Origin of the sequence: Bacillus sp. RE35, from assembly GCF_052146655.1 — a bacterium.
Taxonomy (GTDB): domain Bacteria; phylum Bacillota; class Bacilli; order Bacillales; family Bacillaceae_G; genus Bacillus_A; species Bacillus_A cereus.
Genome location: NZ_CP197377.1, coordinates 1,986,505 through 2,001,974 on the forward strand (window position 1 = coordinate 1,986,505; position 15,470 = coordinate 2,001,974).

Consider the following 15,470-nt stretch of genomic DNA (forward strand, 5'->3'; position numbering starts at 1 on the left):
GAAAATTATATAATAGTTATGTGTGGTTATAAGTGAAGCTTATGAACTCAATGAATCATAATATTAATTTATATAAAAAAACTTTAAAAAAATCGAACGAAATATGAATTACTTGCCAATATATAGTGTAGGACAAAGGAGGGATGGTATGTGAAGGATGGAACAGTGTATACAAATTTAATCCAATTAACTTTATCAGGCAATAAAGAAGCGTATAGCGAATTGTATGATGTAACGATTCAAGAAGTATATAAAACAGCACATTTTTTAATTGAAGATAAAACGGATGTAGATGATGTCGTTCAAGAAGTATACATACAGCTATATGAATCGCTTCGTAAATATGATAGCGAGAAGCCATTTCGCCCTTGGCTAATTGGGCTTGCGATTAAACAAATTCATTCTTATAGAAGAAAGAGGTGGATGCGACTACGAATTATAAAAAAAGCAGAAGAGCAAAGAAAGCCAGTGCAAATTGATTTTTCTAACGATGTTGTAAGTAAAATATCAAACCAAAAACTAATCGAACTCATTCATAAATTACCGTATAAATTGAAACAAGTTATTATCTTAAGATACTTACACGATTATTCACAAGAAGAAGTAGCACAAATATTACATATTCCAATCGGTACAGTGAAATCTAGAATTCATGCGGCATTAAAGAAACTACGTCAAAAAGAGCAAGTAGAAGAAATTTTTTTAGGAGAGGTAGGGAATGTGAAATGAGTTTAGATTGTAGAGTTAGGGAATCTATACAAGAAGAAGCAAAGGGTATTGTTGCCCCGCCGGATTTAAAAGAAAAAGTAATCGTGCAAATAAAAATGAAGCACGGCGGGAGTAAGAGGAAGAAACGCCTTATCGCAGGAGTACTTGCAGCAGCTCTTTTAATCCCGACGACAGGTTTTGCGTACCAATCTATTATGGCGGATGGTATATATGGATCTTTTGAGAATTTAAAAAAACATGCCGGAGCAATGACATTAGAAACGTATATGCGTTTTAATGCAAAATTATCAGAAGCGAAAGATGAAATGGGTGCGAAGGAATATGAAGAGTTTACAAAAGAACTGAAAAAATTAACTAATGCAAAGCTTGCGTACGGAGATTCGAATGGTAATATAGATTATGATGGATTATCACCAGCAAAAAGAGAAGAAATGAAAAAGGTAAGTATGGGCCTTCAACCATACTTTGATAAATTAAATGGTCATAAATCTAGTAAAGAAGTATTAACGCAAGAAGAGTTTGATCGCTATATGGAAGCTTTAATGACACATGAAATAGTACGAGTGAAGATAAAATCAACTGGTGCAATAAAAATAGAAGAAGTACCTGAGGCGTACAAAGAAAGATTTATTAAAGCGGAGCAGTTTATGGAGTATGTAGATGAAAAGGTGAGATAAGTAAAAAAACTCAAAGCTTTAGCTTTGAGCTTTCTTTATTAAAAGAAAATAGAGCATTCAATTATATTTTTTCATCGTTGCATTGTCCTTTTGTATAAAACAATCTAAAAGGGAATAACCAGCTATTAAACTAATAATCGTAACAAAAGTTGTATTTATTAGAATAATATTAACTAAATAAGGTAGGTATTCGGCAAGTGGTGAAAAGAGTAGTGCTGGGGAAAAGGAAATGAATAGTGTAGGCACTGTAATAGCAATAAATTTATCCGGTTGAAAGCTCCAGTTTTGTTTACTCGTTTCGCGATTAATAGATTGAAGGAATCGTAATAAAATGCCAACTATAAGAGGGAAGAGTGTAAAGTAGAATAATCTTGGATAAACGTTAAAGTTCACTTGTGCATCTGTATCTAAATAAAATTGAATTTTTACTCCTACAAATAATAATAAGACGATAAATAATGTGAAGCAGAGGTATAGCATCAATTTTTGCATTATATTCCACCATCCTTTACTCAAAATATATTCAAAAAAAGAAGAGATATACAATAACTACTGTTGTATATCTCTTCTTTTACTGTTAGTTAATAGTGGAGTTTGCTTTTTCTTGCTTCGTGAAATAATCAATAATGCCCATTGCGCTAATTTCTATATCTAAATGTAAAATATTATAAACGGAATGATCTGATGGAACGTTTAACTTTGTAAGATGAGAAGAGATTTTATCCATTAACAAAGTTTGTAAAGCTTTAGTCGCTTCATCGAAATCATTATACTTGTCAAAGACTTCCTTACCAGTCTGAACGAAAATAGGTAGCCAATGTTCCAATTGATTGTATACTTCTGTAACATGAGAGGATGCGCCGTAATGACCGAAATAAATAGTATCTACATTCATGCTTTGAATGTGATTTTTAGAAGCAATCATCGCATCTGGTTGGAATTGTGAAGGGGACGTTGATGGTAGATATAACTCTACATCAACGTCTGCGAGTTCTCTATAATAAATTCCAATTGTATCGCCAGTAAAAATCCCGTTTGTTAATGAATCGTGAATGCTAATATGGTGCTTCGCATGTCCTGGTGTATCATAAAATGTAAGGGTGCGGTCTTTTGCAATTTTTAACGTATCACCATGTTGTACAATATGAACACGTTCTTCTTCAATTGGAAGAATTGGGTCAAAGAGTTTATCGAAATCTTCTTTGTAGACAGCTTTTGCACCTAAAATAAGTTTTGTTGGATCAATCATATGACGAGCACCACGAGAATGCACATATAACGTAGCATTTGGACACTGTTCCATCATTAAACCAGCTGCGCCAGCGTGATCTAAATGCACATGTGTAACGATAATGTTTTTAACATCGTTTAAATCAATATGTAATTGTTGTAAGCCGTCTAAAATATACGGAAGAGAAGGGGCTGCACAAGTTTCAATTAAAGTAATATCGTCATCTAATAAAACGTACGTACCTGTTCGTTCATTATGCTGTAAATCGAAATCATCAATAAGATATAGGTGAGAAGATAATTGCTCTACTTTTTTCATAGTTACCACTCCTTATATACTGCATGTTTTTATTATACGCTAAAATAGAAAAAAGGCAGAAAACGAAGCTCGTCTTCTGCCTTTTTGTAATATTATTATTTCGTTTGTTGTTTATTAATAGACATAATGAACAGTCCAACAATCCCGCCTACTAATGGAAGCATAATCTCTCCTGCTAAATTAAAGTAGGAGCTTAAGAATAAACCATTAACATCGATTACCCAGCCAGTAACATACAATAACATCATATATAGTACGAAATAAAACTCGCGATTTGAAATCGTTTCATGTTGTGCAGTTTTCATAATGAACACCATCCTTTTCTTTTATAATGGAATATAAACTGTCACATTTTGTTCACATTTCAATTGTAAAACTTTCCATCATAAAAGTCTAGTAGTTTGTGTCGAATTTTCGAACAGAAATAAAGCGCTATCATTACAACTTATAAGTACGTAATAAGAGCTGTATATTCACGAATGTAGTATAGTATAAACATAGAATGATAGTGAAGAGAGGGGCAAAGACAATGACAGTTTATGATTTTTCAGCTAAAACAATTACAGGTGAAGAAAAATCGTTAAAAGATTACAAAGGAAAAGCACTTCTTATTGTCAATGTAGCTAGCAAATGTGGTTTCACACCACAATATAAAGGATTACAAGAGGTATATGATAAATATAAAGACCAAGGACTCGAAATACTCGGATTTCCTTGTAACCAATTCGGGGGACAAGAACCAGGTACAGAAGCGGACATTACTAGTTTTTGTGAATTAAACTACGGTGTAAACTTCCCGATGTTTGCAAAGGTGGATGTGAAAGGTGATAAGGCTCATCCTTTATATACATACATGACAAAACAAGCACCAGGTTTACTCGGTATGAAAGCAGTGAAATGGAATTTTACGAAGTTTTTAATCGGAAAAGACGGGAAAGTAGTAGGACGTTTTGCTCCGCAGACGAAGCCGGTAGATTTAGAGGTTGAGATTGAGAAGGTGCTTGGAGAATAATTAGGAGTTTCACTTTATTAAAAAACGTCTCAAAGAACAATGTAGTTCTTTGAGACGTTTTCTTTAAACTCACATTTTCAAGATTAAATAACTGTATCAAAGCCATCTGATTTAGGCAGAGAAGCTGCTTTTTTCATAAGCACTTCCCATAAGTGTACAGATTTCTTCCATTCTTCTGCAGCCTGCTCCTGTTTATACATAGCGTTCTCATAACTGGCAGTAAGTTGTTGCATATCGGCCGAGTTGTAAAGTGTATCGATATGGAGAGCGTATTCTCGGAATGTTTGACTTTCACTCCGTGGTATGCCAATTCTCGCAAATTGTTTTAAAAGTGCACCGTAAGCTTTTTGATAAACAGCATCATTTTTTCGGTATTTATAGAAATGAATAATAAGAAATGTCATCCATTTCATTCTAGTGGTGAAGAGAATGTATCCTATAATACTAATTAGTATCGTAGAGAGGAATACGTACCACCAAGAAAAACTAGTTTTAGAATTTGTGACCTTTTTAGTAGAAGCTTCTTCTGTATTTTCTATTAAACTTTTAAGTTTTGCTTCATTATTTCGTTGTTGTATTTGCTCGTTATTAGAATTATTTGCTTCGCTATTTTGTGAAATAGGAGCAGGCGTATTATTTATAAAATTATAGGGATTGGTAAATCCTTTTGTTGGTTCGAATGGAATCCATCCGTATCCTGGGAAATATACTTCGACCCAAGAGTGTGCGTTATCGTTCGTGATTGTATAAACATCCGCACCTTCTGCAGAGGCAAGTGTATTGTCAAGAGTTCCTTCTGTATAGCCTTTTACCCAGCGAGCAGGAATCCCGGCAGAACGAAGTAGTACAATCATAGACGTCGAAAAATTATTACAGTAGCCGCTTTTTGTATCGAAAAGGAATTGATCTACATAATCTTGGCTTTTGGCAGGGAATAAGACATTCGTTGATTCGTATGTAAAAGAGTTGTCTGTGAAGTAATTTTCAATAGCTAATACTTTATCATATCGGTTGTCTTTATCATTTGTAAGATTGACAGCCAAGTCTTTTACGCGCTGTGGTAATGACTCGGGAAGTTGTGTGTACTTTGTCATAAAATAAGGGTTTGTTTCTTGACCTTCATTTGTTTTTACAGCTTTCAAGTTTTCTATGGAAAACTCAGGGATCTCATATGTTACTTTATACGAATGTAAAGTAGTAGAAGAGTCTTCATTCATTGTATAAATTTTTTCTGAAAACGGGTCAACACTGTATGATACATCAGAAGAAGCCTCAACTGATACTAATCCTGCTGGATAGGTAAGGTGAGGGTAACTTTTTTGCATGGTAATTGTTGCCTCAGTCGTTTCCGTTTTTGTATTTTGTTCGTACCAGCTTACGACGTCGTTTTTATTTTTAAAAGAAATCTTTTTCGGATTTTCAGAAATTTCCCAGCCTTTTCCTGTATAGAAATCTTTTGTTTCTACTCTCCAATAGTGTTTGTTTTGCGTTCGTGCTGTGAAAACAATTGTAGGATCCGCCTTAAAAGGACCACCTAATCGCGAGTCATCTAAACCATACCCAATTGTAGAAACTTTTTGTTCTTTACTTGCTTCAGATGTGTTGAATTTTAAAAAATCCATTGGGTTTGGCCATTGAGGGCCAAATTTTGGAGCAAAGTATGCGATGGTTGCTAATAATACAATAAATATTGTAAGTGGTCTAAGTAATTTTGAGATTTCCCTAGCATAATTTTGTAAGTGTTCACGCTCTTTTATTCGTTCTACTTGAAGAAGACTAAGCATAAAAAATCCGATGACAACAGTTCGAATAATAGCGTAGTTTGCATTGTATAAATGTAAGTTATGAAAAGTTGCGATATAAATAATAGTCAATACAAGAAATAGAAACCCACGTTTTTTATGAATAATCCAAAATGAAGTGAAAGAACTCAAAAACCAAAATGAGAGAAAAAATAAAACGGTCGGAAAAACTGGAGAAATATCTAGTAAATTCCCTTGGAAAAATAGGGAGGAATTTCGAGACATATCAGAAAAGAATGTTGTTAGCCAAGATAGATTTATAAAAGCATTTTTATAATATAGGGAATGAATGATAAATAGGACTGTGACAATTTTTATTGGAATCTGCCACCTCGTCTGAAAAAAAGAGAGAGCGAAGCAAATTCCTATAAATGTTACGAAAATATCTAATCTACCTACATTTGTAATGCCTATAAGAGGTCTTAGCCATTCTAGTAAAAGAAGAAATACACATGCATGCATAAAGAATCTGTTCGTATCCCACTTGTATTTTGTTTGTAATGTTATCATTTGCTCACCTCAAAAAACACGTTTGTATACCGGTTTTCATAAACCGTGTTTACAAATATTTGTCGTTTTTTTAGAGTTTCTATTATACTGATTTCTCGGTGTGAAAGTTGATTCGCTTTTTCTTTCACGACAAAAACCATACATTTTCTATTTTTTATAGCAGCACAATCAGCCGCCTTTTGAATATCGGGAGAAAGATTACTGGTCACGAGTATAACCGTGACGGGCTCATAAATTTTTCTTAGTTCCATGTCTACACTCTGGGAGAGCGGGAATACACTGTCTGCTTGCACTTTTGCTAAATGACAAAGGATTTGTTGTAACTGCGTATCTCCATTGTCTAAAGGGAAGATAGTTTGTTCTTTTCCGATAGACACGAATGATGCTGGTGAATTTTGTTTCAAGACAGCCCTTACGATAGAGGCAGTAAATGTGACGACTGATTCGAATAGAGGAGACTCGGTTCTGTCTATGAATATCATGACATTATGGCTGCGCTGCTGTTCAAACTCTTTTGTCATAATATTGTTTGTTCGTGCAGTTGCTTTCCAATCAATCCATGAAAAGCGATCACCAGGTTTATAGTCTCTGACACCGACAGAGATTGTAGAGTCTTTTGCTGAATTTATATTTGCTAAAAGCGCTCCTTGTTCGAAATGATTTTCCAATTGTCGATATGCTATATCTACATACTGGGGATAGACTAAAAATGTATCTGGAACTGAAAAAGTTACTTCTTTCTCTATCATGCCGAATAAATCGCCGGTTTTGACACGAACGCTTGAAAAAGTGTGCTCGCCTCTAGGGATTGTGTCAATAACATATTGAAACGAAATATTTCGTTTCAATCCTGGGAAGAGTACTACCTTATTCATCTTTGTTTGTTTACAACTTATAAATTGTGGTGGCAGTTCATCTTCTATAACTAAATAAAGTAAGGGAAAAGGAAATTTTCTTTTTATTGTAATCGTGCTTACAAATTGTTCTCCTACTACATATCCATTCTGGTTTGTTATTCGCTTTACTTCAGCGTCCCGTAAAGCGTAGAAGGGGAGTAGTAGCGAATAAAGAGCAATGGGAATTATGCTGTAAAACAAAAACCAACTGACAAACCCGCCTTGAAACATAGCGTATATAAATGTTAAGACTAGGCATAAAGGGAGTAGCAATAACTTCATAACGTGATATAGCGCTCGCAGCATTCGTTTTATCAAGGGTTCATCGTCCTTTGAGTAGGCACGGTAGTTCGTGCAACGATTTTTCCGATAACTTGTTCTCCTGTTATTCCTTCAAATTTTGCTTCCATTTTTAGAATGAGTCTATGTGCTAAAACGTAAGGAGCTAAAAATTTAACATCGTCTGGAATAACATAATTCCTGCCATGGATAAATGCATAAGCTTGTGAAGCTTTCATTAAAGCAATCGAGCCACGTGGACTTGCACCTAACTGTATAGAACTGTACGTACGAGTCTGATTAACAAGCTTTACAATGTAATGCTTAATTGCTTTGTCCATACTTACTACCCGTACGCTTTGTTGTAAATAAAGTAATTCTTGTATTGTAGTAATGGTTTGTAATTGAGAGAGTGGATTTGTTTTTTCCATCCGATTTAAAATTTCAAATTCTTCTTCTGGTGTAGGATATCCCATTTTTAGTTTCAATAAGAAACGATCGAGCTGAGCTTCTGGTAGAGAATATGTTCCTTCATATTCGACCGGATTTTGTGTAGCCATGACAAAGAACGGCTTTGGTAAAGGTCTTGTAATACCATCTATTGTAATATTGCCTTCTTCCATACATTCAAGTAAAGCAGATTGTGTCTTTGGAGATGTACGATTAATTTCATCAGCAAGTACAAAATTCCCCATAATTGGTCCAGGCTTGAACTCAAATTGGAGCTCTTTCGGATTATAAATAGAAACTCCTGTTACATCTGACGGCAATAAATCAGGTGTAAATTGAATTCGCTTATAATCAGCATCAATGGATTTAGAAAGAGCACGTACTAGCATTGTTTTCCCGACACCAGGAACATCTTCTAATAGCACATGACCTTCAGCTAAGAGAGCTGTCAAAGCTAAGATTGTTTCTTTTCGTTTTCCGACCATTATTTTTTCAGTATTATTGATTATTTTTTCTACAGTGGGATGTAATGAATCAAGCTGGGGCATCGTAATCCTCCTAATGTTATTATCGTTTTCTAATCAATTTAGTGGACATATTTCTAATTCTATATGTAGATAGTAAAGGTCTAACTTAAATTCTGAGAATATTCAGATTATTTATTTCAATTACATCTAGTATAATTGTTTCCGTAACTAAGGGCAATACAGTAAATAATGATTTGTAGTTTTATGTAAAATAAGACTCGATATAAAATAATAACATTGGGAAAAATATTTTTACATACAATTTATACTCTTTTCCTTATGGCAGTTTTGAAATAATATCAAAACTCTTTTTCTTTTGCAAAATAGTCGATACCTCAAAATACCATTCTCCTAATAATTAAGATTAACCATAATCTTCACAACGGAACACAAGATTTTCTCACAAACTTATTTTCTACTGAATTTTTGACAATCTCTTGAACTGTGCGAAATGTCACATCTGTATTTTACAACCTCTCTTATAGTAAGGGTATGTAAGAGAGACGTATTAAAGGAGTGAACAGTATGAAGAAAAAACCTTCAGCACTAATGAGACGTTTAAAATATTTTTCACCAATAGATCGTTATAACGATAATCATACACAAGAAACATATGAAGATCGCGAATGGGAAAATGTGTACAGAAAGCGTTGGCAGCATGATAAAGTAATTCGTTCTACACACGGCGTGAACTGTACTGGTTCATGTAGCTGGAATATATATGTGAAAGATGGAATTGTGACGTGGGAAGGGCAAGAGCTTAACTATCCAACGACAGGTCCTGATATGCCAGATTTTGAACCGCGAGGCTGCCCACGTGGAGCAAGTTTTTCTTGGTACATTTATAGTCCACTTCGTGTGAAATATCCGTATGTACGTGGTGTTCTTTGGAGTGTGTGGCAAGAGGAATTACAAAATAATGAGTCACCATTAGATGCTTGGAAAAGCATTGTGGAAAACCCTGAAAAAGCACGAAAGTATAAGCAGGCACGTGGTAAAGGGGGATTCATTCGTGCGAATTGGGATGAAGTGTTACAACTCGTTTCAGCTTCATTATTATATACAGTAATGAAATACGGTCCAGACCGAAATGTTGGTTTTTCACCAATTCCAGCTATGTCGATGTTAAGTCATGCTGCAGGCAGCCGCTTTATGCAACTTATGGGTGGACCAATGCTTAGTTTCTATGATTGGTACGCAGATTTACCACCAGCTTCTCCGCAAATTTGGGGCGATCAAACAGATGTACCAGAAAGTAGTGACTGGTATAACTCTGGTTACATTATGACATGGGGTTCAAATGTACCGATGACGAGAACACCAGATGCTCACTTTTTAGCAGAGGTTCGATATAAAGGAACGAAAGTCGTTTCTGTCAGTCCTGACTTCGCTGAATCTACAAAGTTTGCAGATGATTGGATTAGTGTGAAACAAGGTACAGATGGTGCACTTGCGATGGCAATGGGGCATGTGATCTTACAAGAATTTTACGTAGATAATCAAGTGGAATATTTCACAAAGTATGCGAAGCAATATACTGATTTTCCTTTCTTTGTCACATTGAAACAAAAAGGAGATCAATTCGTTGCTGATCGTTTCTTAAACGCTGCTGATATTGGACGCGAAACGAAGTTAGAAGAATGGAAACCTGTTCTTTGGAACGAGAACACGAATGATTTTGCAACACCTCATGGCACAATGGGCTCACGTTGGGATAACGAAAAGAAATGGAACTTGCGTTTAGAAGATGAAGAAACAGGTGAAAAGATTGATCCACGTCTTTCTTTACTTGGAATGGAAGAATCGATTGGAACGGTACAAATTCCGTACTTCTCTGATGATGGAAACAAAGTATTAGAACGTACAATTCCAGTGAAAAAGGTTATGACAGAAGAAGGCGAAGTGTTCGTTACAACTGTATACGACTTAACGTTAGCAAATTACGGTGTGAACCGAGGGCTTGGCGGACAAGAGCCGAAAGACTTCAATGATGACGTTCCGTTTACACCTGCATGGCAAGAGAAAATGACAGGAGTAAAACGTGAGCTTATTATTCAAATCGCTCGTGAGTTCGCACAAAATGCTGTTGATACGAACGGTCGCTCAATGATTATTGTCGGAGCTGGTATTAACCATTGGTTTAACTCTGATACGATTTATCGCGCCGTTTTAAATCTTGTACTTCTCGTTGGGGCACAAGGTGTAAACGGCGGTGGCTGGGCGCATTACGTTGGGCAAGAAAAATTACGACCAGCAGAAGGATGGCAAACAATCGCGATGGCAAAAGATTGGCAAGGGCCACCAAAATTACAAAATGGTACATCTTTCTTCTATTTCGTAACAGATCAATGGCGCTATGAAGATACACCAGTTGGACATTTAGCATCACCAGTGGAAGGAAACTCTCGTTATCAACATCACGGTGATTATAACGTTTTAGCGGCGCGACTTGGTTGGTTACCTTCTTATCCTACATTTGAGAAAAATGGAATTGAACTATATAAAGAAGCTGTTGCTGCTGGTGCAACAACACAAGAAGAAATCGGAAAATACGTTGCACAAAAACTAAAAGAAAAAGAACTGAAATTTGCGATTGAAGATCCAGATAACAAAAATAACTTCCCGCGCAACTTATTCGTATGGCGTGCGAACTTAATTTCAAGTTCCGGTAAAGGGCACGAATATTTTTTAAAACATTTACTAGGTACAACAAACGGATTAATGAATGACGATAGTGATTCATTACGACCAGAAGAAATTAAGTGGCATGAAGAAGCACCAGAAGGGAAGCTTGATTTACTTATTAATTTAGATTTCCGTATGGCTGGAACAGCACTGTATTCTGATATCGTATTACCAGCTTCAACTTGGTACGAAAAACATGATTTAAGTAGTACAGATATGCATCCATTTGTGCATCCTTTTAATCCAGCAATCGGTTCACCGTGGGAAGCACGCTCTGATTGGGACATTTTCACTTCACTTTCTAAAGCTGTGTCAGATTTAGCGAAGAAAATTGATCTTGAACCAATGAAAGAAGTTGTTGCAACACCACTTCTTCATGATACACCGCAAGAATTAGCGCAACCACTTGGCAAGATTAAAGATTGGAGTAAAGGTGAATGTGAACCAATCCCGGGTAAAACGATGCCACAAATTCATGTTGTCGAAAGAGATTATAAAACGATTTATGACAAAATGACTGCGCTTGGACCGAATGTCGGAAAACAACCGATTGGTACGAAAGGGATCTCTTGGTCTGCGGAAAAAGAATATGAGCAATTAAAGAGCAAATTAGGAGTTGTTCGAACGGATTCTATCGCGAAAGGTTGCCCAGACATCAAAGAAGCAATCAATGCTGCTGAAGCGGTATTAACACTATCTTCTACAACAAACGGTCATATGGCAGTAAAAGCATGGGAAGCACTTGAAAAACAAACAGATCTAAAATTACGTGATTTAGCAGAAGAACGTGAAGAGGAATGCTTCACATTCGAACAAATTACAGCACAGCCGAAAACAGTAATTACTTCTCCAGCATTTACAGGTTCAGAAAAAGGTGGACGCCGTTACTCACCGTTTACAACAAATGTGGAACGTCTTATCCCTTGGAGAACGATAACTGGTCGACAATCTTTCTACTTAGACCATGACATGATGAAAGAATTTGGTGAAACGATGGCAACATTTAAACCAATTCTGCAACATAAACCGTTCCGTAAATCACGGCCCGAAGTAGAAGGGAAAGAGATTACACTAAACTATTTAACACCGCATAATAAGTGGTCGATTCATAGTATGTACTTCGATTCATTACCGATGTTAACGCTATTTAGAGGTGGTCCAACTGTTTGGATGAATAAAGAGGACGCTGCTGAAGCGGGTGTTGCAGATAATGATTGGATTGAGTGCTTTAATCGTAACGGTGTTGTTGTAGCGCGTGCTGTTGTAACGCATCGTATACCGAGAGGAATGGCGTTTATGCACCATGCGCAAGATCGTCATATTAACGTACCTGGTACGAAATTAACAAGTAACCGGGGGGGAACGCATAATAGTCCAACTCGAATTCACGTTAAACCAACACATATGATTGGTGGATACGGTCAATTAAGTTATGGATTTAACTATTATGGTCCGACTGGGAACCAGCGCGATTTAAACGTTGTAATTCGCAAACTGAAGGAGGTAGATTGGCTTGAAGATTAAAGCACAAGTCGGAATGGTTATGAACCTAGATAAATGCATCGGTTGCCATACTTGTAGCGTAACGTGCAAAAACACCTGGACAAATCGTCCAGGTGCTGAATATATGTATTTCAATAACGTAGAAACGAAACCTGGCATTGGTTATCCGAAGCAATGGGAAGATCAGGAGAAATATAAAGGCGGCTGGGAATTGAAAAATGGTGAAATTCAGCTGAAATCTGGTTCGAAAATGAAACGTCTTATGAACATTTTCCACAATCCAGATCAACCAACAATTGATGATTACTTTGAACCTTGGAATTATGATTATGAAACATTAACAAATAGCCCACAGCGTAAGCATCAACCAGTTGCTCGTCCGAAATCAGCAATTACAGGCGAATTTATCGACAAAATTGAATGGGGTCCAAACTGGGAGGACGATTTAGCAGGCGGACATATAACAGGATTACAAGATCCGAACGTAAAGAAAATGGAAGAAGAAATTAAAACTGATTTTGAAAACGTCTTTATGATGTATTTACCACGCATATGCGAACATTGTATGAATCCATCGTGCGTATCATCTTGTCCATCTGGTGCAATGTATAAACGTGAAGAAGACGGGATTGTACTTGTGGATCAAAATGCATGTCGTGCTTGGAGATTCTGCGTATCATCTTGTCCATATAAAAAAGTGTATTTTAACTGGCAAACGAATAAAGCTGAAAAATGTACAATGTGTTTCCCACGTATTGAGGCTGGTATGCCAACAATTTGTTCAGAAACATGTGTAGGACGTATCAGATATATTGGGGTAATGCTATATGATGCTGATAAAGTAAAAGAAGCAGCGTCTGTTGAAGACGAAAAAGATTTATATGAATCTCAGTTTACTGTTTTCCTAGATCCAAATGATCCAGAAGTGGCGGCTGAAGCGAAAAAACAAGGCATTCCTGAAGAATGGATTAAAGCGGCACAAGAGTCACCAATCTATAAAATGATTATCGATTGGAAAATTGCTCTACCTCTTCACCCAGAGTATCGTACAATGCCAATGGTTTGGTATATCCCGCCGCTTAGCCCAATTATGAATATGGTGGAAGGGAAAGGAAGTAACTGGAAAGCAGAAGAGATTTTCCCTGCTATCGATAATATGCGTATTCCAATTCAATATTTAGCGAATTTACTCACTGCAGGAGATGAATCACACATTCGTCTTACATTGAAGAAAATGGCTGTTATGCGAACGCATATGAGAGCGCTGCAAATTAATAAAGAGCCAAATGAAGCTGTATTAAAAGAACTTGGTTTAACAAAACAGGATGTAGAAGATATGTATCGTCTTCTTGCTATTGCGAAATATAAAGATCGCTTCGTCATTCCGGGCACTCATCGTGAACAAGTGGCAGATTTATATAGCGAACAAGGAAGCTGTGGTTTAGCATTCGCAGGTGGTCCAGGCTCTTGTATGACAATTTCTTAAATAAAGGGGGCAGAAAAATATGAAACAAAGTTTACAAACTGCTTTTTCTTGTTCTTCATTCCTTCTCTCCTATCCTGAACTAGGGTGGAGGGAAGCTTTAACTGAATTACTAGAAGAGATTGAAGCGATTGAACAGGACGATGTTAAAGCTTCACTTGCAACATTTATAAAACAAGCGCTAAATAAAACGAATGATCAATTGATTGATAGTTACGTATATACATTCGATTTTGGTAAGAAAACAAATATGTATCTTACTTATATGAACACTGGTGAACAAAGAGAAAGAGGTATTGAATTACTGGAGTTAAAACAGCATTATAAAAAATCAGGTTTTGAAGTAACAGATAAAGAATTACCTGATTATTTACCGCTATTGCTTGAGTTTTTTGCAAATGCAAATGAGCAAGACAGTGAACCAATTATGAGTAAATACAAGGAGAACATACAAGCATTACACGTTCAGTTAAAAGAAGCAGGTAGTATGTATGAACCAATTCTTGCGGCTGTTCTACTCGCTATCGATACATGGGGTGTACAGACAAATTAGAAAGGAGAGTTGTTAAAATGATGGATCAATTTCTATGGGTATTGTTTCCCTATATCATTTTTGCAATCTTTATCGGTGGACATATTTTTAGATACAACTATGATCAATTTGGATGGACATCAAAATCTAGTGAACTATTAGAAAAGAAAATGCTCCGAATCGGAAGTCTATTATTCCACTTTGGGATTATGTTCGTAATTGGCGGTCATGTTATGGGGATTTTAATTCCAGAAGCTGTATACCGTTCAATAGGTATTTCTGAGCATATGTATCATGTAGTAGCAATTAGTTTTGGGCTTCCGGCAGGTGTTGCTTCTATCATCGGTTTAATTATATTAACGTACCGCCGCGTAACTGTAAAACGTATCATTGCAACGAGTACAAAGGGAGATTATATTGCGCTTATTTTATTACTTATCGTAATGCTAGCAGGACTTTCTTCAACATTTTTAAATATCGATTCAAAAGGATTTGATTATCGTACAACAATTGGCCCTTGGTTCCGAAGCCTCTTTATTTTCCAACCGAAAGTTGAATATATGATGGAAGTACCAGTATGGTTTAAAATTCATATTCTTGCAGGGATGGGTTTATTCGCAGTATGGCCATTTACAAGACTAGTACATGTATTTAGTGCCCCAATTAAATATGTAAGCCGTAGTTATGTAATTTACAGAAGACGTATTCCTAATGAATTGAAAAAATAATACTGCTGTAAACGGATAGGAGCTAATGGTTAAAACGAAACGAGGTCTAATATGGAAGGCCTCGTTTTTGTTTACAGAGGGAATAACCGTTAATAAATGGCTTAAATT

Annotated in this window: 13 protein-coding genes; 7 read left to right on the forward strand and 6 right to left on the reverse strand. The window is 36.2% G+C overall.

Annotation, left to right across the window (positions count from 1 at the left end):
• Window positions 1-150 precede the first annotated feature (150 nt).
• Together ACTL4X_RS10400 and ACTL4X_RS10405 are read left to right on the forward strand one after the other, a co-directional pair.
• A complete protein-coding gene (locus ACTL4X_RS10400; protein WP_078386270.1) occupies window positions 151-729 on the forward strand; it encodes a sigma-70 family RNA polymerase sigma factor in 579 nt (192 codons plus the stop codon).
• Window positions 726-1,406 carry a DUF3600 domain-containing protein gene (locus ACTL4X_RS10405; RefSeq protein ID WP_000050672.1) on the forward strand — a complete coding sequence of 227 codons (681 nt, stop codon included), beginning with the start codon at window positions 726-728 and terminating at the stop codon, window positions 1,404-1,406. Before ACTL4X_RS10400 ends, ACTL4X_RS10405 begins: the two co-directional genes overlap by 4 nt.
• Window positions 1,407-1,463: 57 nt before the next feature.
• Here the strand turns inward: ACTL4X_RS10405 and ACTL4X_RS10410 are convergent, their stop codons facing one another.
• The 3 genes from ACTL4X_RS10410 to ACTL4X_RS10420 form a co-directional block, all read right to left on the reverse strand.
• The gene (locus ACTL4X_RS10410) at window positions 1,464-1,898 is read right to left on the reverse strand and encodes a hypothetical protein (RefSeq protein WP_001170914.1); all 435 of its coding nucleotides are present in this window, start codon (window positions 1,896-1,898) and stop codon (window positions 1,464-1,466) included.
• A gap of 85 nt (window positions 1,899-1,983) precedes the next feature.
• Complete coding sequence (locus tag ACTL4X_RS10415) at window positions 1,984-2,955, reverse strand: MBL fold metallo-hydrolase (protein WP_086692905.1); 972 nt, start codon at window positions 2,953-2,955, stop codon at window positions 1,984-1,986.
• A 95-nt stretch (window positions 2,956-3,050) separates the two neighbouring features.
• The gene (locus ACTL4X_RS10420) at window positions 3,051-3,260 is read right to left on the reverse strand and encodes a DUF3925 domain-containing protein (RefSeq protein ID WP_000844984.1); all 210 of its coding nucleotides are present in this window, start codon (window positions 3,258-3,260) and stop codon (window positions 3,051-3,053) included.
• 224 nt (window positions 3,261-3,484) lie between these two features.
• On the opposite strand from ACTL4X_RS10420, the gene bsaA reads away from it, so the two are divergent.
• Window positions 3,485-3,967: a glutathione peroxidase gene (gene bsaA / locus ACTL4X_RS10425; RefSeq protein WP_070179287.1), complete on the forward strand. Its 483-nt coding sequence runs from the start codon at window positions 3,485-3,487 to the stop codon at window positions 3,965-3,967.
• 83 nt (window positions 3,968-4,050) lie between these two features.
• On the opposite strand, the gene ACTL4X_RS10430 is transcribed toward bsaA, so the two are convergent.
• The 3 genes from ACTL4X_RS10430 to ACTL4X_RS10440 are packed head-to-tail and all read right to left on the reverse strand — an operon-like array spanning window position 4,051 to window position 8,452.
• The gene (locus ACTL4X_RS10430) at window positions 4,051-6,279 is read right to left on the reverse strand and encodes a transglutaminase TgpA family protein (RefSeq protein WP_000631787.1); all 2,229 of its coding nucleotides are present in this window, start codon (window positions 6,277-6,279) and stop codon (window positions 4,051-4,053) included.
• Window positions 6,276-7,490 (reverse strand): DUF58 domain-containing protein, encoded by a 1,215-nt coding sequence (locus ACTL4X_RS10435; protein ID WP_071740463.1) that lies wholly within the window; start codon window positions 7,488-7,490, stop codon window positions 6,276-6,278. The genes ACTL4X_RS10430 and ACTL4X_RS10435 overlap by 4 nt, the downstream gene beginning before the upstream one ends.
• Window positions 7,490-8,452, reverse strand: a complete 963-nt coding sequence (locus ACTL4X_RS10440; protein ID WP_441395021.1) for an AAA family ATPase — start codon at window positions 8,450-8,452, stop codon at window positions 7,490-7,492. The genes ACTL4X_RS10435 and ACTL4X_RS10440 overlap by 1 nt, the downstream gene beginning before the upstream one ends.
• Before the next feature lie 504 nt (window positions 8,453-8,956).
• Between ACTL4X_RS10440 and ACTL4X_RS10445 the strand changes: the two genes are divergently transcribed.
• Genes ACTL4X_RS10445 through narI form a run of 4 tightly spaced genes read left to right on the forward strand, consistent with a single transcriptional unit; the run spans window position 8,957 to window position 15,362 of the window.
• Window positions 8,957-12,640, forward strand: coding sequence for a nitrate reductase subunit alpha (locus ACTL4X_RS10445; RefSeq protein ID WP_017657476.1), 3,684 nt, complete (start codon window positions 8,957-8,959; stop codon window positions 12,638-12,640).
• A complete protein-coding gene (gene narH / locus ACTL4X_RS10450) occupies window positions 12,630-14,105 on the forward strand; it encodes a nitrate reductase subunit beta (RefSeq protein ID WP_441395022.1) in 1,476 nt (491 codons plus the stop codon). Before ACTL4X_RS10445 ends, narH begins: the two co-directional genes overlap by 11 nt.
• Window positions 14,106-14,124: 19 nt before the next feature.
• On the forward strand, window positions 14,125-14,655 hold the full coding sequence (gene narJ, locus ACTL4X_RS10455; protein ID WP_000814216.1) for a nitrate reductase molybdenum cofactor assembly chaperone: 531 nt from the start codon (window positions 14,125-14,127) through the stop codon (window positions 14,653-14,655).
• A gap of 17 nt (window positions 14,656-14,672) precedes the next feature.
• Window positions 14,673-15,362: a respiratory nitrate reductase subunit gamma gene (narI, locus tag ACTL4X_RS10460; RefSeq protein WP_000969213.1), complete on the forward strand. Its 690-nt coding sequence runs from the start codon at window positions 14,673-14,675 to the stop codon at window positions 15,360-15,362.
• Window positions 15,363-15,470: the final 108 nt, after the last annotated feature.